This window comes from Desertivirga brevis, assembly GCF_017355835.1.
In genome coordinates, this window is record NZ_JAFEWF010000006.1 from 207,419 (window position 1) to 229,300 (window position 21,882).

The window sequence follows — 21,882 nt, forward strand, 5'->3', positions numbered from 1 at the left end:
ACTATTGGGTCTGAGCGAGACGCTCAGGCCCAATAGAAGAGTTTTTTCATCTTCTTACTGGTCGTGACGTAAGCGGTAGCGATCCTACGACTAGTTTGCCTGGGGGCGCACTCTTAGGTCTGAGGGGGTAAATGTTTTAAACGAGGTTGAGGAGACTATTCAGCCCCCCTGATACATGAGGCGCTTCCAACTTCCGTAATTCTTGATTGCTAATCAAATCGTGTTCTTTCTCTTTTTCAATAAGTTTAAACCATTGAAGAGCCGGAATGAATTTGTTAGAGTGTATTTCTAAACGAATAATAAAACTTTCGTTCGGTTCTCGTCTGTTATTCAGATAATGACTTAATTGATATTCGCTCACGTTTACATCTAAGGCGAAATCCTTCTTCTTCTTATTAAGGACTTGAATGTATTGCTCAAGGAAGTAGCTAAAACGAAAACGAGGATCAAACTTGTCGCTGCTCAAATAATCTTCAAGCTGAAATTTCAATTGAAGCAATTTGTTTTTCAATCTGTCTTCATCACTCAACTGTTTTCTTCTTGCTTTTCTTTTCTCATTTAGTTCCGCATCTGCCAGTTTTTTATCTTCATCACTTATTGTCTGGGGAATGATAAACGCTTCTGCAATTTCTTTCCCTGATAGCCCATTTATTTTATCCCGTTTCATTTGTAGTACTTCCTTATTAAATTTATCAATTCGTTTCCCTCTAAATATATCTGCCTTCCGCCATCCAGGAAGCCGTACGCTTCAATATAATGATGTTTTAAACTTGTTTTAGGTAATAGGGATATACAAGGGAAATCTGAATGTCGCTTAATAGCCTCCCTTCCGGCAAAAGCAATCAAACATTTGGCCACGTCCATGTAACGCTTTTCTTTCCCAACGTGCTCTTCTGCGCAGGCTAATAGCTTGATCTCCAATCTTTGCTCTTCTTTATGATCATAAATGGCAATCAGCCCTAGTATCTCGTCTTCATTTTCAACAAGTACCAGCTTAAAAAGTTCGTTTTCATGCTTTAATGACTTCCAGTCGAAGAAAAAACGCTTCTTAGTAATCTTGGTAAAGTCGTTATGCTCAACCTTCTTAACCTTAACTGCAAGCGATCTATTACTAGCAGCCTCAATTACATTCATAAACAAATGTAGTAAAAATTTACATTTTTTGTAAAGTTTAATAGGTGCCAGTAAGAGTTCCCTCATTGCTGGTCGTAGGTTAAGCGGTTGCGGTCCTACGCTTGGGGTAACGCGAAAGCAAGCACTTAAAGTCAAAGAAAGCGGCTTTTCAACGAGGAAGAAGGATGGGCTTCAATTTCCTTTTTTACAATTGCTCGATCTCCTCTTTACTAAGGCCGGTCATCTCTATCATTTCAGAAAGAGAAGTGCCCTTCTTCTTCATCTTGCGTGCTATTTCAAGCGCTTTTTCCTGTTTACCTTCCACCTTACCTTGTTGCAAACCTTGTTCAATTGCGCGCCACCGGCTTGTTCTTAACTGTACGATCCTGGTACCATAGTGATATTTCCGGTGCAAATCCGGAGGATTGAAATTTTTGTTGTCCCATCGGGCTTTTAAACTGGCATCGTACATCTTCTTTTCCTCCTTATTTAATTTACTGTATTCTGCTATATTAAACAAATTCTCAAAAATTGAGTTGGGAAGAAGTGCTGGTATTTGCATCATTTGGCTGAGATGCTTCAGCAAATAAAGCCACCAGTCAAGATTACTTTCCAGTTCCTCCTCCGTCTTTACAAATTAGCTAATTCAATAAATGTGAAACCTAGTTTATCGTAAAAAATATCTCGTGTGTCCCTGTTACACAAGCAAATATCATGCAAGTACCCCTCGTTCTCAGCCTTCGATACGGTGAAGTTCTCCAAAAGCGAAATCACATAAACTTCCTTTAGTTCATAGTTCCATACTCGCCGATTTCGCTTAGATACCTGCTCGCAGATAAGTTTGGAAGCATAAGTCGAACGTGGCTCCGCCAAGTTCCTCTGTCTCACCAGGATGTTAGTTTTGGTTGTATACCAAATCGGTTATGATTTTCTGGCCACGAAGCACCTGATTCAGCAGATGTATCAGAAGTTGCTTATCTCCGCCTTCTCCAAAGATTCGTTTGAAGGCGACATCTACCATCGGGTCTATATAGCGGCCGGGGATGACTCTCATATTGAAGTGATTTGGTTAAATAGCTAAATTAGTGGAATCGAGACGCGGGAAAATGATTTTAATCACTAACAACCCTGTATAATAGGACAAGAATCCTTAGGATGAAAAGCATAAAAACCTTATTTATAATAACTCTTTTGTCGATCAACATTTCTTATGGTCAGCGGAAAACGTTGTTTTAACAGGCTTTTTTCATCGATACTACCTGAGAAAAGTAATTCAACAAAAGGATACTAGCGTGAAACTAGAAGAATTTTATGATTAGATCGCCGAGATTTTAAGCAGAAGAGCGTAATCAAAATTCCCTTATCGACTATTTATATTTTTTTTATTATTATCTTTTGGTTATTAAAATATTTAAGTAAGTTTAACATTGTTAAGTTTTTGCTTCATCTATCAATCAAAATTAATATAACTTAACTTTGAGGCTAAATTTTCAAGAAATACCGTTTTTTATTACGTGTATTAGCGGTGTTTAGGTGTTTTTTCTGTAATTTTCGTAGGTTTAAATTTAAATTTACTTCGAAAAAGAAAAAAGCGACAGTATAAAAAGTAATTCTGAACAAGAAATAAAGGAAATTAAGGCAGTTAGGAATTTTTATTAGAAGCTTATGATGAGTCCTGTAATAGATCTGCAGATCAATCCGGTAGTTAATAACAGTGAGATATCGGTGGAGGATAAAGAGAGGGCTTTGCTTCAGAAGGTTGCAGAGGGAGATGAAATTGCATTCAGAAGTTTTTTTTACAAATACCTTCCTCTTCTGCTACCCTATGTAAAGAAGTTTACCAAATCAGACCTGGGTGCTGAAGAAGTGATCCAGAATGCTTTTTTAAGAGTTTGGCTAAACCGGGAAAAGCTTGGCGAGATTAATAATACTAAAGCATGGCTCTTCAGATATGTCTCGAATGAATGCTTAAGCTATCTTCGAACGGAAAAAAGAAAGAGAGCGGAGGACCTGGAAAGCTGTAACCTCGACACCATTCCTTCAATACGTAAAGATTGTACCAACGAACAGCTTCAGCTGAATGAAGTGAATCATTTGATCAACCAGGCGGTCGAACTTTTACCTGCCCAGAGGAAGAAGATTTTCCAAATGAGCCGCACTGAAGGACTTTCCATTCCTGAAATAGCTTCTCAGCTTGATCTTTCAGCAAATACAGTGAAGAACACTCTTGTTACCTCTTTGAAATTTATACGCGAGTTCTTAAGCTCACATGGCTATCATTTCAGCATTTTCCTGCTACTCTTCTTAAAAAAATAAAAATATTTTATTTCCTGATAGTCCTTGTTCCTTCTACCGGCTTCTTAGCTATATAGAGACGAAGAAAGAACGACATGGATCAACAAAGAATCAAATATCTGCTTGAAAAGTTTTCCCGCGATGAACTGGTGGGAGATGAAGCAGAGGAATTTTTGACCCTCGTTTCTAATGCTCCCGAATCTTTCCTTCCGGATGTTTTTGAGGACCTTGATCGCATACCTCATGGAAGAATTTCTGAAAATAGATGGGATAGGATTGTTGACAGTATAGTGTCTGTCGATAAGCAGGAGCGGGTTCCTCAAAGAAGAAATAGATCTTTATCTCTATATCAATGGATTTCCGCAGTTGCTGCGATTATACTGATCATCTCTTTCTCAGTTAAACTATTCCTTGATAATAGTAAAGGAGCTGGCCCTGCGAGTGCCACAACTACTCGTGACGTCCAGCCTGGCAGTAACAAAGCCGTCCTGACCCTGGGCGACGGAAAGAAGATCATCCTGGATGATAGCCAGATTGGATTGATCTCAAAAGGTGGGACTACGGAGGTGATCAAAAAACGGGATGGACAATTACAGATAAATGCTTCAGCTCTTGGATCTGCAGGAACTTCCTCAATGATGGAAGTCTCTACGCCACGTGGTGGTACCTACCAGGTGATATTACCTGATCAATCCGTTGTCTGGTTAAATGCTGCTTCTACTATTCGTTTCCCCTCAGTATTTAGTAAAAGCGAACGACTGGTTGAAATTGACGGCGAGGCTTACTTTGAAATTAAGAAGGCTTACCATCAGGGCAGGAGGATCCCCTTCAGGGTGAAGTCGGGAGTTCAAACAGTAGAAGTATTGGGTACTCATTTCAATATCAATGCTTACAAGGAAGAAGGAGTTCTAAAAACTACTCTTTTAGAGGGTAGTGTCAGGGTGCACACTGGAGCCGGTTCCAAACTTTTGAAACCCGGGCAGCAGTCGGTTATAGGGCCTAAAGGGGCTGTAGAGATCTATGAAACCGATACAGAGGAAGCTGTTGCCTGGAAAAATAGTGCATTCTTATTTAATGAGCTCGAGATAAATGAGGTTATGAGACAAGTGGCACGATGGTATGATATACAGGTTGTTTTCGAAGATAGCTTGCCGGAGGAGCATTACAACGGCTATATCTCCCGAAATGTGCCTATTTCAAATGTGCTTAAAATGCTGGAAGAAACCGGCGATCTGACCTTCCGGATAAATAACGGAACAGTATATATCAAGGCAAAAAAGAAAAGATAATTAATGATCAGAATATGAAAAGAACAGGTACGTAACAAAACGGGAGATCTGACAAAAAGAATTCCGCCCAGGCGCCAACCAGAGCGGAATAGTATAACTGTTTCTGAACAAACAGTCCGTTTGGATCATCCCAGAGAAAAATTACTCCACAACTTATTAAGGTTAATAACCCAAACAAAAAACAAATGTATGAAATGTAACCAGCTTTTCTGCCTTGTCTGGCAGAAATCTCATGGCTATGCTAAACGGCCTCCTGCCCGAAATCTCTTTCGCCTCATGAAAATTACCGGAATTTTGCTTCTAGTTTTCAGCCTGCAAGTGAGCGCATCTGTTTATTCACAGCAAGTGGCACTAAATCTGAAAGACGCAACTTTACAGAGCGCCTTTACCCAAATCCGTAAACAAACAGGCTATTTTTTCCTCTACAAAACTGAAAATCTCAGGAATAAGAAGGTAAGTATTAATAAAGCCGGACAACTTCCTGCTGTGCTTACCGAACTACTCGATGGTCTGGATCTTACTTTTACTATTCAGGATAAAACGATCCTAATAAAGAAGGCGCTTGCCGAACAGGCGGAAATGCGTCCTGATTCAAAAAATATCGATGTAACCGGTAAGGTGACGGATGAAAAGGGGGTGGCACTGCCGGGAGCTTCAATAAAAATAAAAGGTACTACAACTGGAACCTCTGCTAATAATGAGGGGCAGTTCACTCTTCGTAATGTCCCTGAAAACGCAATATTAAACATCTCTTTTACTGGTTTTGATACACAGGAAATACGATTAAACGGAAGGACCTCCATTACTGTAGCACTAAAAGAGCAACCCACACAGCTAAATCAGGTAGTGGTGGTGGGTTATGGCACCCAGAGAAAGGGTAGCGTAACGGGTTCAATTGTGCAGATCGACTCGAAAGAGTTGAAAACTGCTCCTACGGCTAATCTCTCTTCCATGTTGCAGGGACGCTTACCGGGTTTGGTAACCCGCCAGACGAGCGGACAGCCTGGTGTTGATGGATCTTCTTTACTGGTGCGAGGGTATAGTACAACAGCTAATAGCAGTCCCCTGATCATTGTTGACGGTATTGAAAGAGAGTTTCCGGCTGTAAACCCGGATGAAATTGAATCCATTACAGTACTGAAAGATGCTTCTTCGATAGCTGTTTATGGGGTAAGAGGAGCCAATGGTGTAATTCTGGTGACTACCAAAAGGGGTGCAATTCAAAAGCCAACCATCAGTTACAACTCGGCCTTGTCCTTAAGTAAGAACACCAATTTTCCCAACTTTCTGAATGCGTCTGAATACGCTACATGGTTTAACCGGGCACAGGAGTTGGATGGGGTGAATGAAGCGGGAAGAAGGTTCACCTCTGAGGAGATCAACCGGATCACTAATGGAGATCCTCAAGGGATATTTACCAATACAGATTGGTTCGACTTATTATTCAAAAGCTCGGCTCCTGTTTATACGAATAACCTTTCGCTTACGGGAGGAACAGAGCAATACAAATATTTTGTGTCTGTAGGCGCCTATAACCAGCAGGGTATTATAGATCGTACTTCATACAATCGCTATAATGTAAGGGCTAATCTGGATGCGAACGTTACTAAAAGTCTGAGCACTACGGTGATGCTTGCTTTAAAAGATGATGCAGCGAAAGAACCGGGACTAAGTCCAGGGATAGGTAATGACTATGCATCGATCTTCAGTCAGGCGATGATGTCTTATCCTTTCCTTCCTGCCTATAATTCTGCAGGAATGCCTATAGGTAGTTTAAATGCTGCTAATGGTAACCAGAATCCATTAGCCGCCCGTGATCTGTCGGGCGACAATGAAACCCGTGGCAGTCGCTTTCAGGGCAGTATTGCCTTAAACTATAATCTGCCGGCTGTTAAGGGACTAAGCTTTAAAATGAATGCGGCTTTTGACAAGGGCTACACCATGAAAAAAGCCAGCCTGCTACCTTATAAACTTTCGGTTTACAATAATGCCCAAAAGAGCTTTGCTGAAGCATTTGCCCGCCATGCACAATCTGGAGATGCACAGGTGAACCAGTGGTTTAATAACAGCTGGCAAACTACACTTCAGCCTTCCATAAATTATAAGGGGTCATTTAATAAGCATAACGTAAATGCTTTGCTCCTTTACGAATATATGAGGAATGATGCGGAGTCGCTTTCAGGAGGACGACGGGGTTATCCGATAACCGACATTATGGATCTGAACTTCGGCGAGGAGGTAATTGCGAACCTGGTAAGAGGGGGACATAGTATGTATAACAGGGCAGGTTATGTAACCCGCCTGAATTATGACTTCGCAGGGAAATACCTGCTTGAACTTACAGGACGTTATGACGGTACTCCTAAATTGCCGGAGGACACCCGCTGGGGTTTCTTCCCTGCGGTGTCTGCAGGATGGCGTCTGTCGGAAGAACCTTTCTTTAAAAACTTTGCTCCTTTTGTCGAGAACCTGAAATTACGTGCTTCTGTAGGTAAATTGGGTAATGATCGCATAGGAGATTACCAATACCTGCGTACCTTGGGACTTGGAGCGGGTCCGGTGGTTATGATCGGTGATAAGCTCTCAAGACCTCTTAATGTAACACAGTTCCCCAACCCGAATATTAAGTGGGAAACCACTACAACCTATAACGGAGGTTTGGAAGCCAGTTTGTGGCGCGGCAAGCTTGGTATAGAGGCTGATGCCTTTTACAGGGTAACTAAAGATATCCTTCAAGCTCAAAGTAACCAAATGCCGGCGTCCCTGGGCGGCTACTATGCAAGTACAGTAAACTCGGGTGTGGTTGACGGTAGGGGCGTTGAGCTGGTATTGAGACATAATAACAGGATAGGCAATATTGACTACTTCTTGAAAGGGAATTTTGCCTGGGCGAAAAGCAGGATCATAGAGCTAACTGAGGACGCTAATATTCCGGATTATATGCGCAGGACAGGAAAGCCTATTGGGGTGAAATTCGGTTTTGTGGCAGATGGACTGTTCCAAAGTCAGGAAGAGATCGACAACAGCGCATTGTTTGGGCCAACTCGCGTAGGTGAGGTGAAGTTGAAGGACCTTAATGGCGATGGTAAGATCACCTTTGATCAGGACTGGACGGTGATAGGTCGTAGCGATCTGCCAGAGATCATGTTCGGCTTGAACGCCGGAGCAAGTTTTAAAGGTTTTGATTTTAACGTGTTCTTTCAAGGGGCTGCCCGTTCTGATGTAGCTTTATCCGGTTTATATGCAGATAAAGGGGTATATGATAATACCTTTTACACCATGGCCTTCTATCAGGATGGAAACTCTCCAAAATACCTTGTTGAGGATGCCTGGACTCCTGAAAATACGGATGCGAAATACCCGCGATTGAGTACCATTGCTACTCAAAGTGGTGGTAAGTTCTCCTCATGGTGGATTAAAGACGGAGCTTATTTGCGACTCAAGAGTATCCAATTGGGTTATTCCCTTCCAAAATCAGTAGTGCAGAGATTAAACATTCAAGGACTGCGGTTCCAGCTTTCAGGTAGTAATTTGTTCACTCTCAGTGGTCTTGATTACCTGGATCCTGAAATGCCGAGTGTAAATCAGGGCTATTATCCGCAGCAAAAGCTTTACGAGTTTGGTTTGAATTTAACCTTATAACGATCTGAAATTGAAGCTTAAGTGGATATCCTTCACAAGATAAATTGCTTAGCAGCTTCAGAAACATCATAACATATTATTGAGATGAAGATAAAAAATATTATCGGCGGACTTTTGATGGCTGGCTTGTTTCTTCAGGCTGCCTGTAAAGTAGACCCTGAGCTTACCTCAGTGTACGAAGAGTCGGTGGGTTGGACGAGTGAGGCTAACCTGGAGCTTTCATTGAATAAGTTCTACCCTCTTATAGGTCAATCTTATTACGAACCCCATATTACCCAGGATGCTTTTTCGGATATCTTAAAGATGAATATTCCGAATGCTAATCCTAATCTTTTTGTGCTCGGCTCTTCATTGATCACGCCCGGCTCAAATCCCCTGGGAAACTGGGATAATGCCTATACCTGGGTAAGGAATTGTAACGAGTTTCTTGACGGTCTGAGAAAGAATGGCAATAAGCTTCCTGAAGCCACAACGAAAAGGGCAGAGGCTGAAGTCAGGTTTTTCAGAGCGCATGTATACTTCGAGCTTGCTAAAAGGTATGGAGCCAGTGTGATCTTGTTAAAGGATCTACCTACAGAGGCTTACCATGCCAGAAGTGCTCCAGATGAGGTTTGGAACTTTATCGCTGAGGATCTTGACTACGCGGCACTTCATCTCCCCCCAACGGTGGAGGCCTCACGTAGAGGAAAATTAACAAAAGGCGCAGCTTTCGGACTTAAAGCGCGTGCAATGTTGTATGCTAAACGGTGGAAAGCTTCATCGGATGCAGTTCTGGAACTGGAGAAACTGGGGCTTTATGATCTTTTCCCCAACTATGAACAGCTCTTTAATCAGAAGAGATCTTCCCCCGTTGAGAATAAGGAGAGTATTCTTGAATTTGGGTATAAGTCGCCCGACTTTGGCTATTCCTTTGATTATTTCTACGCGCCTCCGGGAGATAGGGGATACGCTCAGGTAAGTCCCACTGAAAACCTGGTTTCAGCATATGAGATGGCGGATGGTACTAAGTTCGACTGGAAAAACCCGGCCCATGCTGCTAATCCTTATGTGAACCGTGAACCACGTTTTTATGCCTCTATTCTTTTTAACGGTGCCTCATGGAAGGGCCGCACGGTGGAAACTTTCGTTGGCGGGGCTGATGGTTATGCTATCGGTGGTGGTACAACCTCAACCGGATATTACATGAAAAAGTTCCTGGATGGTAGCATTAAAACTCAGACCGAGGGCTTTCGTGCAGGTGAACTCACCTTCTACTTTATGCGCTATGCTGAAGTCCTGCTTATTTATGCTGAGGCTATGGCCGAGCAGAATAATCTTGAGGAAGCACTTAGGGCTTTAAACAAGGTAAGGGCAAGGGCCGGCTTTACAAACCTGCTTACTGCCGGAAGTAAAGATGATTTTATGAAATTATTGGTACATGAAAGGATGGTTGAACTTGCTTTTGAAGGTCATCGTTTCTGGGACCTTCGCCGCTGGGGAATGGCACCAACCGTTCTAAATGGTACTAATGTTACGGGTACCAAGATAACCAGGAATGCCAACGGAACATTTACTTACGAACAAGTGGATGCCGACAATGGCAAGAAAAGGATTTACCCGGCAAGATACAACCGCTTTCCGATCCCTGCATCTGAGATCCAGCGTAATCCATTGATAGAACAATTTGATGAGTGGAAATAAATCAAGCACAATGAAAACAAGGAATTTACTATATATGCTATGCTCGCTGCCGCTGATCTTTGCGTCATGCGAGAAAGTGGACCTGAGAAAAGGGCAGCTTCAGGAAAAAGGCTTACTGAATTTCTCGGTTTCTATACCAGGTCAGGCTACTGAATACTCAGCTACGATCGCTGGACCATACAAGGATGGTGACACTGTTTATGTGAAGGTGCCCACAACAGAAGAGGCTCCGTTAAATGTAACGGCTTTAAAGCCAAAGGCAAGTCTCGAAAATAACAGCAGGATGATTCCGGCACTGAACGGAACGGTAGACTTTTCCAAACCCCTGGAGGTTACCGTGATCAACGGAGCAGGGGAGAGTAGGAAGCATATTATAAAGGTAGTCCCTACCTTACCGCGCACCACTTTCAGTAAATCGTGGTTTAAAAATTCCCAGGATCTAGGTGTTCTTCGTACCAATATCCCAGGTATCGCTGTTGTAGACAATAACTTGCTTGTGGCTGACTTTAACGCTGGTAGTACGGTGCTTGAGGCTGGAGTGAAAGTCTATGATCGCACAACGGGTACCTTCAAGAAAAATATTGCTCCACCTACAACGTATTGTATGCAAGTTGTTGCAGATGATGCCGAGCATTTTATCGTGAATCGTTACAATATCTATAGTGCAGGTTTTGTGGTTTACCGATATGATAATATAGATGCAGCACCGGTACAGATCCTGAACTATACGGCCGCACAGGGTTGCCCTGTGAACCTTGGTCGGAAGGTGACTGTAAAAGGTAACATTAAACAGGGTAGGGCTTTCGTTTATGCCACCACGAACGGTAATAATGATATTTACTACTGGCAGTTCCAGGATGGTGTTCCGGTAAATAATCTGCCAACCATTCTTAAGTATGCAGGCGCGCCTGCCTGGACTTTCGCAAACGTTGAGCGAAAATCCCTTGATGATAATTCAGATCATTACCTTACCTATTGTAATTACGTATCTCCCGATGCAAGTCTGGCCCAGGGAAGTCGTTTCCTGCAGTTCAATACGTCTATGGATGTAATTCAGATGAATACACAGAACCATTACTATAAGATCCTCGACTTTGAAGTGTTTGAAATAGGTAAAACGGTATTTATGGCTGCCCTAACACAGGGGTATTATGCATGGGATGCTACTCATATTAAGGTTTATGATATTACGGATCCTGAAAAGATGAAGTTAGTATCGGGTGCAGAGGGGTACACCGATTTCATGCTCTTCACCTCTGAAGCGTATGGCGGTACAAACTATAACCGCTGGGGTGATATTGCAGTATCTGTTAACGGAAATACGATTGATATTTACGGGAGTATGGCCACCAATGCTGCTTCAACTGCCGGGGTAATGGCTTACCGGATGAAGTATAACCCTTAATACAAACGATTTATAATTCAACGAAAGGTTCCGGAGCTTCCGGACCTTTTATCCTCTTTTTTAATCGGCTTTAAAAGTACGACATGAGATTTTATTGCACTAAATCAGGGCTGTTTTTTATAGCCTTAGCCCTTGCTATGTTTAATGTTTCGACAGTTGGGAACCTATATGCACAGTCTGTTAAAGGGCTTTTCCTTTCTTCCTACAAGGTAAAACCAGGTGTACCGGGTGCCCGGGTAGCTGTAGTGACTGACGCAACAAAGGCAAAGCTGAAAGTTAGATTGGATCGCGACACTTCTGGCTCGTTCAAGATAGTAAAGGGTAACCGGCTGAAACTTAAACCGGGGAGGGTATTGCCTCCCGGAGCAGAGGAGTTTGAGATTTCTGTATCCGCAGGCAGCAGGAAAAAGGATTTTGTGCTGGTGAAGGATGAATTTATCCGGAACAAGGTGGTGGCGCACAGGGGTGCCTGGAAGGATGCGGCAGTTCCGCAAAACTCCCTCAAATCAGAAGAACTGGCTATAAAAGCAGGTTGCGAAGCAGCAGAATTTGACATATGGCTTTCCGCAGACGGGATACCGGTAGTAGCGCATGATGCGATTATCGGGGGAAAGAAGATAGAAGAAAGTACTGCCATGGAATTACAGCAGGTGCACCTTGGTGGAGGTGAATATGTACCTACGCTTGAGCAATACCTCAGAGCTATCAAGGGCCAGAACAAGACTCGCCTTTTTTTGGAGATCAAGACATCTGGAAAGGGGCAGGAACGCTGCCTGGAGCTCGCGGAGAAGGCGGTAGATATGGTTCATGCGCTTAAGGTACAGGCTTGGGTAGACTATATCAGTTTCAACTATGGCGTTTTGCAGCATATCGCAGCTCTTGACCCTTTTGCTCAAACCGCCTATTTGTGGGGCGACAGAGATCCTGCTACGGTTGCAAAGGATGGGCTCACGGGCCTTGACTATCCCATTGAACATTTTAAAAAGAACCCTTCCTGGATAGCGGATGCGAAGAAGCTGGGGCTTTCAGTCAATAGCTGGACGATAAACCAGGAAGCGCCTATGCTCGACCTGCTGAAATGGGATGTGGATTATATCACCACAGACGAACCCCTGAAGCTCCTGAAACTTATCGAAGACCGCAAGAATGCTACGGCTGCGGGGAATTAACAATCAGATCATTAATAATTAGACGAATATGAAAATTACAGGAACTTTTTTAGATGAAATAAGCATCGATATTCCCCACCAGAACTGGGGTAGAGCCGAATGGGATGCAGATTTTTCGCACATGAAGTCGGTTGGTATCGACTCGGTGTATCTTATTCGCAGTGGTCTTCATCGCTTTATTACCTATCCATCGAAGGTACTCGTGAAGCAGGAGGGTTGCTATGAGCCTCCGGTAGACCTTGTTAAAATGTTCCTCGAGCTTTCTGATAAGCACGGGATGAACTTTTACTTTGGACTCTACGACTCGGGAAAATATTGGGCAAATAACCAATACCAGAAGGAGATCGACTTGAACATGAGGGTGATCGACGAAGTATGGAAGAACTATGGGCATTTCAAATCATTCAAGGGCTGGTACCTGGCTCAGGAGATTAGTCGTCGCACAAGCGGCATTATTGATCTTTACGCAAAGCTGGGTAAGCATTGTAAAGATATTTCTAACAACCTTCCCACCTTTATTTCGCCCTGGATTGATGGTAAAAAGACGGTACAGTCTTTCTCATCCACGCTAACTAAAGATGAAGCTGTAACCCTTAAACAGCATGAGGAGGAATGGAACGAGATCTTTGACGGGATAAGCAAGTTTGTGGATGCGGTTGCCTTTCAGGATGGACACGTTGAATTTCATGAGCTGGACGGTTTCTTCGAGATCAATAAGCGTTTGGCCAGGAAATATAAAATGGAATGCTGGACCAATGCCGAAACTTTCGACCGGGACATGCCGATCAAGTATCTTCCCATCAAGTTTGAGAAACTAAGAATGAAACTTGAGGCGGCCCGTAAAGCGGGATTCGACAAAGCGATCACCTTTGAATTCTCACATTTCCTTAGTCCGCAGTCGGCCTACCTCCAGGCTGGACACCTCTTCGACAGATATAAAGAATACATCAAAACCTTCTAAGCACCTCAGCAATGGATTTTAATAGATACAGCAGCATATATTTAAAGAATTTAGTGGATGAAGTTTTACCCTTTTGGCTGAAGAACTCTCCGGACAAAGAATATGGCGGTTTTTTTACCTGCCTGGATACTGAGGGACGCGTTTTTGATACCGATAAATTCATCTGGTTGCAGGCACGTCAGGTTTGGACATTTTCCATGCTATATAACCAGATGGAAAAGAATCCGCTTTGGCTGGAGACCGCTATCCATGGGGCAGAATTCCTTAAAAAGCATGGACGTGATAGTGCCGGTAACTGGTATTTCTCACTAAGCCGGGAAGGGGCACCTTTAGTGCAACCTTACAATATATTTTCAGATTGCTTTGCAACGATGGCTTTTGCTCAACTCTATAAGGCCAGTGGTGTTGAAGAATACCGAGAGATCTCTGTGAACACTTTTTTTAATATCTTAAAAAGACAGGATAACCCTAAAGGCAAATTCTCCAAAGCTTTTCCGGGAACAAGAGAACTTCAAAATTTCTCACTTCCGATGATCCTTTCAAACCTGGTGCTGGAAATTGAACATGTGCTGGATCCTGCAATTGTTGAGGCGACTATCGACAAGGGTATACACACCGTAATGGAGGTGTTTTATCAGCCTGATTCTGGTTTGATCCTGGAAAACGTTTATGCCGATGGCAGCTTTTCTGATTCTTTTGAAGGAAGGCTTTTAAACCCTGGTCATGTACTTGAAGCAATGTGGTTTGTAATGGATCTTGCTACCAGGCGTAATGACCAAAAGCTCATTGAAAAAGCGGTTAATATCGCCATAAACGCTCTTGAATATGGATGGGACAAGGAATTTGGAGGAATTCTCTATTTTCTGGATATAAAGGGTAATCCCCCGCAGCAGCTGGAATGGGATCAGAAATTATGGTGGGTACATGCGGAGGCTATTGTTTGTATGCTGAAAGGCTATGAGAAAACAGGAGATCAACGCTGCCTGAATTGGTTTAAGAAGTTGCATGAGTATACCTGGAAGAACTTTGTTGACGAAGACAACGGCGAGTGGTTCGGATACCTGAATAGAAGGGGCGAGGTTCTACTTCCACTTAAGGGTGGCAAATGGAAAGGCTGTTTCCATGTTCCCAGGGCGCTTTTCCTTGCACAGGGACTACTGAAAACCCTCGCAGAAAAGGAAGATAAGGTATTAAGCGAGATGTAACGATGGCTAATATTCCAATGCAAAAGGTCCTTTCTGCCGGGTACGACGGGGAGGAAAATAAAAGCTATACGCCGGCATTGATGTCGCTTGCCGTTCTGTATTTCATGATGGGCTTATTAACCTGCCTGAACGATACGCTGGTTCCCTTTTTTAAAAAGGGATTCAACCTTAGCTATTCTGAATCTTCCCTAGTACAGTTTTACTTCTTCCTTACCTATGCGATCATGTCGATCCCAGCTGGAAAAATAGTAGAACGCATTGGTTATAAGAATGGAATGGTATTAGGCTTCAGCGTTGCAGCACTTGGCGCAGCCTTGTTTTTTCCTGCATCCCTGATGCATCAGTATTACTTATTTCTTGCAGCACTGTTTGTGCTTGCGATAGGGATTGTGCTGCTGCAGGTGGCTGCTAACCCTTATATTACGATCCTTGGTCCTGCTAAAACTGCTTCGTCCAGGCTTACGCTGATACAGGGTATAGGTTCTCTCGGGACTACAGTAGCTCCTGTTTTTGGCGCCTACTTTATCTTATCAAGATTAGAGGATAATGCGTCAAGTGACGCAGTGCGCTATCCTTACATCGGAATTGCATTAGTCCTGCTTGTTATTGCCATGGCTGTGTACAACATGTCTTTGCCCAACCTAAGAGCCGAAACAGGGGAAAAGGATAAAAGTATGAGCATTGCCGGAATTATGAAATTCAGGAACCTTAAGTATGGCGTGGCTGGTATCTTTTTTTATGTAGGCGCGGAAGTTTCGATAGGTACTTTTCTAACTAATTATATCGCTGACAACCTGCAGATCGAAGAAGCTGCAGCCAATGGTTACGTATCATTCTATTGGGCTGGTATGATGTTAGGGCGATTTCTGGGCTCAGTATTGTTAAAGCATATCAGTCCCTCCAAAGTGCTTAGTTCTTGTGCAATTCTAGCCATTGCCCTGATACTGATCTCCATCAACACAAGCGGCTTAGTCTCTGTGTGGACGATGATCCTGGTAGGCCTATGTAATTCGGTAATGTTTGCTATTATCTTTTCGCTTGCGGTGGAAGGGTTAAAGGAATATACCACCATGGGCTCAGGTATCTTATCGGCGGCCATAGCAGGAGGAGCGATCATCTCTTATACCCAGGGTTATCTTATTGATCATTATTCATGGGTAATTGCTTTTATGCTTCCTGCCCTATGCTACGGCTATATCGTTTTCTACGGTATAAATGGTCATAAACCAGGCAATTAATTCTTTTACAGGGATACAAATAAAGGATTTGTTATGAAACGAAGAAGTTTTTTAAAGCAGGGCGGTTTAGCTGCAGGAGCTCTTGCACTACCTGCCGTTCTGAAATATTTATATACTCCGGAGATACCTACAGGAACCAGGAGGTTAGTAATGGTCCATTTAAAGGGTGGAAATGATGGTTATAATACCCTGATCCCTTATACGGATGCTGTTTATTATCAATCCCGTCCCTCTCTTGCTATTTCGGAGAAGAGTGTTGTTAAACTGGACCAAACTTATGGTTTGCATCCTGCTATGCAGCCAGTTGAGGACCTTTATCATTCAGGAAACATGCTTTTCCTGAATGCTGTAGCTCACCCTGAATTTGAGGCATCTCATCACACAGCATTTCAAAACTTTCATCCACTGCAGGAACTCGAAGCTGGACGTGGACCCTGGGAAGATTCATTTGTTAACAGGAACGGGGAGATACAAGCTCTGCCATTTTTGAATGTCGATTGCGGGCGTGCGGATTTTGCCTCCCTTTTCAACGAGGCTTATTGCTCTTTTTCGGCAGAGGACTTTAGTCAAGGACTGGAAAGGGTTTCTTCCTCCATATTGTCGGGTGCCGATACCCGTATTTATCATCTTTCCCTGGATGGCTTTGATACCCATCAGATGCAGACAACAAAACATAACCTTCTGCTAAAGGCCTATGCCGAGGGAATGCAGCGATTTGTTGAGAGATTAAAGGATACGGGTCTTTTTGAAGATACCCTTATTCTTACCTATTCTGAATTTGGGCGCTCTTTAAAGGAAAATAAAAAGAGGGGTACCGAGCATGGTAATGAAAATTGCGCATGGCTTATTGGCGGAAAGCTAAAAGAAAGTAGAGTAAAAAACCTTAAGAATTCTTCTGAGCTTTCCAATCCCGCCGTCCTGCTACCAGGTATCACTGCGGCCTGGTTCGATCTACGGCTTCCTCTTTTGGATGAAAACCTTCAATCCCAGTTTGGATGGGTTTAGCTCGCTTAATTATAAAACACACAATGCAATGAGAAAATTAAATATATCCTTAGCACTAGTCTGGCTGATACTAACATCACTGGCATGCAAACAAGCGTCTAAATCGGGTGAACTTCCTAAGCAGGAAAATGCTGTTCAGGACACATCCTCTATGAAATACCGTGCTTTCCACGGCGCCAGTATGCAGATCGACCCTACCTTTCCCTATTACAAAAACCGTTCAGTTGAAAGTATTGTGGAGGAGATCTCACTGGCGGGCTACAAATCTGTGCATTATTTTGTGGTGAATGAGAATGAAGTGAACGGTCCCTTGATCCATGCTTTCAGGGCTAAGGGAATCCCGGTATGGCTGATGGTGGTGGGCAACGGAACCTATTCTACCAAAGGTTTACCTCAGGGATGGGAGAATTGGAAAATGGAGATGACCCGCGAGCCGAATGGAGGCGGCTTTACCTTCTTTTCCCTTTTCAATAAAGATTTTACCAACTGGAAAAAGAGATCATTGGTTAAACTTATCAGCGATTATCCTTTTGACGGGGTGGAAATGGCGGAAACCTATTTCCCGGAATGGGATGCCATTCGCACCGGGAGATATGGAGATGTAGGCCCGGTGGCAAATAAGGCATTTAAGGAGAAATACAACCTTGAAATGCCTGATTTCAAAAACCCTTCAGCTGAAAATTACTATACCAAAAATAAGGAGCTCTATAGCAAATGGATGCAGTTTAGGGTAGACGGGGTGAATGACTTTCAAAATGAGATCTACAATGGCGAAGGAGGGGTGAGGAAAACACGACCGGATATCCTTGTTGCCACATGGAGCCTTGGAGTAGGTTCGGGGACTTCTGCCGTAGCGAAATTAAGGGAAGATCATGGATTGGATGCCGCTTCCCTGGTAGCCAAAGTAATGCCCGATCTTCATTTTATTCAAACACATTGGCCAGACTGGGTGAAGCCTGAAGCACAGCTGCCTGCCGACTATATGAAGAATTATAAAGCATTTGTCGATCCCATTAAGAATCGCTTTCCGAATATGCCTGTTGGCTTGCAAGCAGATCAGGGCTCAGTTAAAGATATGATAAAGTCTGCAGCCTGGGTGAAGAAGTTTGGTGAAGAAGCTGCGAAGAACGGCTATGTTACCTGGACCAGTTACGAGTATCACCTGGGCGGATATATTTACAGTGGTGCACCTAAGCCTGTGAAAATAGTCAGAGCAGGTGCAGACAGTATCATCATCTCTTTTAATAAAAGGATAGATGAGGCGAGTGGTACCAATCTGGCAAATTATCGATTACTGAAAGATGGAGCGGCCCAGCCTGCTGCTATTAAAAGTGTTAAGGTGGATGGCAATCGTGCTATTCTAATCTTAAATTCTTCTAACTCAGGCAATCTTAGTATAGCCCTGAATCACATTTCGGATACACCGGCATTGCGCCTTTACAAGGATACTCCGATGAACACCATGAAGGAAGAGGTGATTATGCTGCTTAAATAATTGAAGCTTATGAGAGTAGTTTTTAAACTTTTCTGTCTGTTGATATTCCTTGCTCCAATTTCTTCAAGGGCTCAGTTGGATAGCTCATTCAACACTACTTATTATCAGCAGAAGGTGAGCCAGTACCGGTTGTTTAAGCCGAAACATGAAAAGCGGAAGCCTGTAATGTTCATTGGTGATAGTATTACCGACATCGCCGAATGGAGCGAGCTATTTGGAACCATCCAAGTGCTGAACAGGGGGATCAGTGCAGATAATACTTTCGGCGTATTAAACCGTCTCGACGATGTGCGGCTAAGAAAGCCTTCTAAGCTTTTTATAATGATCGGTATCAACGATATATCGCACAGTATTCCCGACGAGAAGATCCTTGCCAATTACTGGCGTATCATAGAAACGGTAAGAAAGGATTCTCCAAAGACCTCTATCTATGTGCAGAGTATTTTGCCTACAAATAATGCCTTCAGCGAGTTTAAAAGACATCAGAATAAAGATGAACACATCCGGAAAATCAACAAGGCACTGGAGGAGGGTTCAAAATCATATTCCTATCAATTTGTAAATCTTTATCCTCTTTTTCTTAACACAGAAGGCAAATTGGATACGAAGTATTCGAACGACGGTCTGCATCTTACCGCTGCCGGCTATGAGGTCTGGAAGAACTATCTCCTGAAACTTAAATACCTATAGAAGAGCTTATGAGAAAGTATCAAATCTTCCTTTTTTTTATCGCGCTGTTACAGTCCCGGCATCTGCTGGCTCAGTCTAAGAACATCCATATCATTCCCGAGCCAGTGAGCCTTACAGTAAGAAAGGGGAATTTCAAGGTCGACCGCAACACTACCCTATATTGCCTGTTGGCAGATGAAAAGCTCGAAGGGGCAGCCAGGATATTTTTGTCTACACTGAAGAAGCAGACGGGGCTTACTCTGCCTTTTAAGAAGACCAATGGGAGGGAGGATAACCAGGGGATAAGGCTCTCGCTGAATAAGAAAGCAGATCCCTCCCTGCACCAGGAGGGCTACCGTTTATCTGTTGGTCCCTCATCCATACTGATCAATGCCAATACCCAGGCCGGAGTATTCTATGGTTTGCAAACGCTTTTGCAAATGATGCCTTTAGAAATGAAAAACGAGCCTTCTGTATTAATTCCCTGCGCCGAGATCTTGGATTATCCACGCTTTGCTTACCGCGGTCTGATGCTTGATGTTAGCCGGCATTTTTTTACCAAGGAGGAGGTGAAGCGTTATATCGATGAAATGGTGACGTATAAGTACAATGTATTCCATTGGCATCTTACTGACGATCAGGGCTGGAGGATAGAGATCAAAAGCTTGCCAAAGCTCAATTCTATAGGAAGTTGGAGGGTTCCAAGAACGGGACCATGGGGTAGTTTTTCGGATGCCCGGCCAGGGGAAAAGGCCACTGACGGGGGCTTTTACACGCAGGAGGATATTCGTGAAGTTGTGGCTTATGCCAGTGCAAGGTTTGTTTCTGTTCTACCTGAGATCGATGTTCCGGGTCACAGCCTGGCCATGATTGCTTCCTACCCTGAGCTGAGTTGTACCAAAATGCATTATAATGTTAGTCCGGGTACCGACTTCTACAAAAAGGAAGATAATGCTTTATGTCCGGGTAACGATGCCGTTTATTCCGTAATGAAAAAGGTTATTGATGAAGTTGCTGTGCTTTTCCCTTACCCTTTTATCCATATTGGCGGTGATGAAGCGTATAAAGGCTTTTGGGAGAAATGCGAAGCCTGCAGGAAAAGGATGAAAGATGAAAACCTGGAAAATAGTACGCAGCTCCAGAGCTATTTTATTCGAAGGATGGAGCGCATCATCAATTTGGCTGGAAAACAGATGATAGGCTGGGATGAAGTGCTCGAAGGAGGTAATTTGAGCAAAAACACCACCATCATGGCAAGATATGGAGCTTCCGGAACTATTGATGCAGTAAGGAAAGGACACCAGGCTATAGTAACACCATGGGGTTATGCTTACTGGGATCTGTACCAGGGAGACCCGGCCATTGAACCGCTGACCTATGGAAAGGGGAGACTTAAGGCGACGTACATGTATGATATAGTGCCGGACAGTATTAATGCTGGTCAAATTTTAGGAGGACAGGGTAGCTTGTGGACCGAGTTCGTTCCAACTTATCGCCATGCTCAATATATGACCTGGCCTCGTTCTTTCGCTCTGGCCGAGGGTTTATGGAGCCCTCCTTCAAAAAAGAACTGGGCCTATTTTCTGGAACGCATGGAAAGCCACTTCCAAAGATTTGATCACATGCAGGTGAACTATGCTCGCAGTGTTTATGATCCCTTTGTTCGTGTTGAAAAGGGGAACGATGGTCAATTGAAGGTTGCTTTGGAATGTGAGATGGAGGGTGCTGAGATCTTTTACACCCTTGACGAGACTCTTCCAGATCACTTCAGTAAAAAATATACCGGTGGCTACATCAGTTTTCCTGAGGGAGCAGCAAGGATACGGGCGATTACTTATCTAAAAGGAAAACCCGCTGGCAAGCTATTGAATGTGCTTATTAGCGACTTAAATAAAAGACTGACACAATGAGAAAATTACTTCTATCCTTTATATTCTGTTTGCTCCTTGCTCCCATAGTGCAGGGCAGCGATATTATTACGCTTAAATCAAAATACCTGCTGGCTACAGATACTGTTCTGTTGTTCAAGCCAGAGGGATATAATCAGAAGGATAAGTACCCTGTGGTGTTTTTCCTGCACGGTCATTCGGGCAATTACCGCTCTTATAGTACTTTTTCAGATCTCCAGGAGTATGCGGATAAATACTCCTGTATAATCGTTTGTCCCGATGGCTTGGAGAAAAGCTGGTACATAGACACACCTGGAAAGCAGGGGAAGAAATTTGAGCGGTTTTTTATGGAAGAGCTTTTACCCGAGCTTGGTAATCGTTACCAGATAGATAGTAGCAAGTTCTTCATTTCTGGTTTCAGCATGGGTGGCTTTGGAGCCATGTATCTGTTTATCAAGTATAATTCGGTGTTTAAAAGTGCGGGCAGCACTTCGGGAGTTTTAAACCTCCGTTTTTCGGGATTCAAAACCACCACTCTGGCGGAACTGCTGGGACCCTATTCAGATACCAACACTGCTTTCGATTCGTATTCTCCGGTGAATATGCTTGAGCAGCTAAAAGGCACCGAGAAGCAGATCATTTTCGATTGTGGCACCGAAGATTACCTGTACCCTGCCAACCAACAGTTTCGTGCACAATGTGATAAGTACAAGATAAAGGCGAAATATACGGTGCAACCGGGATTACACAATACTGATTATTGGAAGATCACCATCAAGGATCATATGGATTTTTTTTCTAAGCAGTTCTAGGCCTGACTGGAATGC

18 protein-coding genes and 1 pseudogene are annotated in these 21,882 nt (G+C 43.4%); 14 read left to right on the top strand and 5 right to left on the bottom strand.

All coding sequences use genetic code 11. The features are described from left to right. Positions 1 to 136 precede the first annotated feature (136 nt). The 5 genes and pseudogenes from J4N25_RS16215 to J4N25_RS26955 all read right to left on the bottom strand — a co-directional run bounded on the left by J4N25_RS16215 (position 137) and on the right by J4N25_RS26955 (position 2,167). A complete protein-coding gene (locus tag J4N25_RS16215; RefSeq protein ID WP_207422836.1) occupies positions 137 to 667 on the bottom strand; it encodes a hypothetical protein in 531 nt (176 codons plus the stop codon). Then, complete coding sequence (locus J4N25_RS16220) at positions 664 to 1,134, bottom strand: hypothetical protein (protein WP_207422837.1); 471 nt, start codon at positions 1,132 to 1,134, stop codon at positions 664 to 666. Before J4N25_RS16220 ends, J4N25_RS16215 begins: the two co-directional genes overlap by 4 nt. A gap of 184 nt (positions 1,135 to 1,318) precedes the next feature. After that, positions 1,319 to 1,585 (bottom strand): Rpn/YhgA-type helix-turn-helix domain-containing protein, encoded by a 267-nt coding sequence (locus J4N25_RS27255; RefSeq protein WP_500784469.1) that lies wholly within the window; start codon positions 1,583 to 1,585, stop codon positions 1,319 to 1,321. An 18-nt stretch (positions 1,586 to 1,603) separates the two neighbouring features. Further along, positions 1,604 to 2,001: pseudogene (locus tag J4N25_RS27260) on the bottom strand (PD-(D/E)XK nuclease family transposase); the annotation flags it as partial. Positions 2,002 to 2,008: 7 nt separating this feature from the next. After that, complete coding sequence (locus J4N25_RS26955; RefSeq protein ID WP_255537112.1) at positions 2,009 to 2,167, bottom strand: PD-(D/E)XK nuclease family transposase; 159 nt, start codon at positions 2,165 to 2,167, stop codon at positions 2,009 to 2,011. A 611-nt stretch (positions 2,168 to 2,778) separates the two neighbouring features. Between J4N25_RS26955 and J4N25_RS16230 the strand changes: the two genes are divergently transcribed. The 14 genes from J4N25_RS16230 (at position 2,779) to J4N25_RS16295 (ending at position 21,867) form a co-directional block, all read left to right on the top strand. Continuing rightward, positions 2,779 to 3,429, top strand: a complete 651-nt coding sequence (locus J4N25_RS16230; protein WP_207422838.1) for an RNA polymerase sigma-70 factor — start codon at positions 2,779 to 2,781, stop codon at positions 3,427 to 3,429. Positions 3,430 to 3,503: 74 nt separating this feature from the next. Beyond that, positions 3,504 to 4,697, top strand: coding sequence for a FecR family protein (locus J4N25_RS16235; protein ID WP_207422839.1), 1,194 nt, complete (start codon positions 3,504 to 3,506; stop codon positions 4,695 to 4,697). A gap of 189 nt (positions 4,698 to 4,886) precedes the next feature. Beyond that, positions 4,887 to 8,339, top strand: a complete 3,453-nt coding sequence (locus J4N25_RS16240) for a TonB-dependent receptor (protein ID WP_207422840.1) — start codon at positions 4,887 to 4,889, stop codon at positions 8,337 to 8,339. 84 nt (positions 8,340 to 8,423) lie between these two features. Further along, positions 8,424 to 10,019: a RagB/SusD family nutrient uptake outer membrane protein gene (locus J4N25_RS16245; protein WP_207422841.1), complete on the top strand. Its 1,596-nt coding sequence runs from the start codon at positions 8,424 to 8,426 to the stop codon at positions 10,017 to 10,019. Positions 10,020 to 10,029: 10 nt separating this feature from the next. Beyond that, positions 10,030 to 11,424, top strand: coding sequence for a DUF5018 family protein (locus J4N25_RS16250; RefSeq protein WP_207422842.1), 1,395 nt, complete (start codon positions 10,030 to 10,032; stop codon positions 11,422 to 11,424). Between the two features lie 83 nt (positions 11,425 to 11,507). Next, on the top strand, positions 11,508 to 12,593 hold the full coding sequence (locus tag J4N25_RS16255; RefSeq protein WP_207422843.1) for a glycerophosphodiester phosphodiesterase: 1,086 nt from the start codon (positions 11,508 to 11,510) through the stop codon (positions 12,591 to 12,593). A gap of 28 nt (positions 12,594 to 12,621) precedes the next feature. Further along, positions 12,622 to 13,554 carry a DUF4434 domain-containing protein gene (locus J4N25_RS16260; protein ID WP_207422844.1) on the top strand — a complete coding sequence of 311 codons (933 nt, stop codon included), beginning with the start codon at positions 12,622 to 12,624 and terminating at the stop codon, positions 13,552 to 13,554. An 11-nt stretch (positions 13,555 to 13,565) separates the two neighbouring features. After that, a complete protein-coding gene (locus J4N25_RS16265) occupies positions 13,566 to 14,759 on the top strand; it encodes a n-acyl-d-glucosamine 2-epimerase (protein ID WP_207422845.1) in 1,194 nt (397 codons plus the stop codon). A gap of 2 nt (positions 14,760 to 14,761) precedes the next feature. Further along, positions 14,762 to 15,997 (top strand): sugar MFS transporter, encoded by a 1,236-nt coding sequence (locus J4N25_RS16270; protein ID WP_242695910.1) that lies wholly within the window; start codon positions 14,762 to 14,764, stop codon positions 15,995 to 15,997. A gap of 33 nt (positions 15,998 to 16,030) precedes the next feature. Continuing rightward, complete coding sequence (locus J4N25_RS16275; RefSeq protein ID WP_207422846.1) at positions 16,031 to 17,002, top strand: DUF1501 domain-containing protein; 972 nt, start codon at positions 16,031 to 16,033, stop codon at positions 17,000 to 17,002. Positions 17,003 to 17,030: 28 nt separating this feature from the next. Next, a complete protein-coding gene (locus tag J4N25_RS16280) occupies positions 17,031 to 18,497 on the top strand; it encodes a hypothetical protein (RefSeq protein ID WP_207422847.1) in 1,467 nt (488 codons plus the stop codon). A 9-nt stretch (positions 18,498 to 18,506) separates the two neighbouring features. Next, the gene (locus J4N25_RS16285; RefSeq protein WP_207422848.1) at positions 18,507 to 19,187 is read left to right on the top strand and encodes a GDSL-type esterase/lipase family protein; all 681 of its coding nucleotides are present in this window, start codon (positions 18,507 to 18,509) and stop codon (positions 19,185 to 19,187) included. Positions 19,188 to 19,195: 8 nt separating this feature from the next. Beyond that, entirely contained in the window at positions 19,196 to 21,076 is a 1,881-nt protein-coding gene (locus J4N25_RS16290) for a beta-N-acetylhexosaminidase (protein WP_207422849.1), read from the top strand. Next, entirely contained in the window at positions 21,073 to 21,867 is a 795-nt protein-coding gene (locus J4N25_RS16295) for an alpha/beta hydrolase (protein WP_207422850.1), read from the top strand. The genes J4N25_RS16290 and J4N25_RS16295 overlap by 4 nt, the downstream gene beginning before the upstream one ends. Positions 21,868 to 21,882 lie beyond the last annotated feature (15 nt).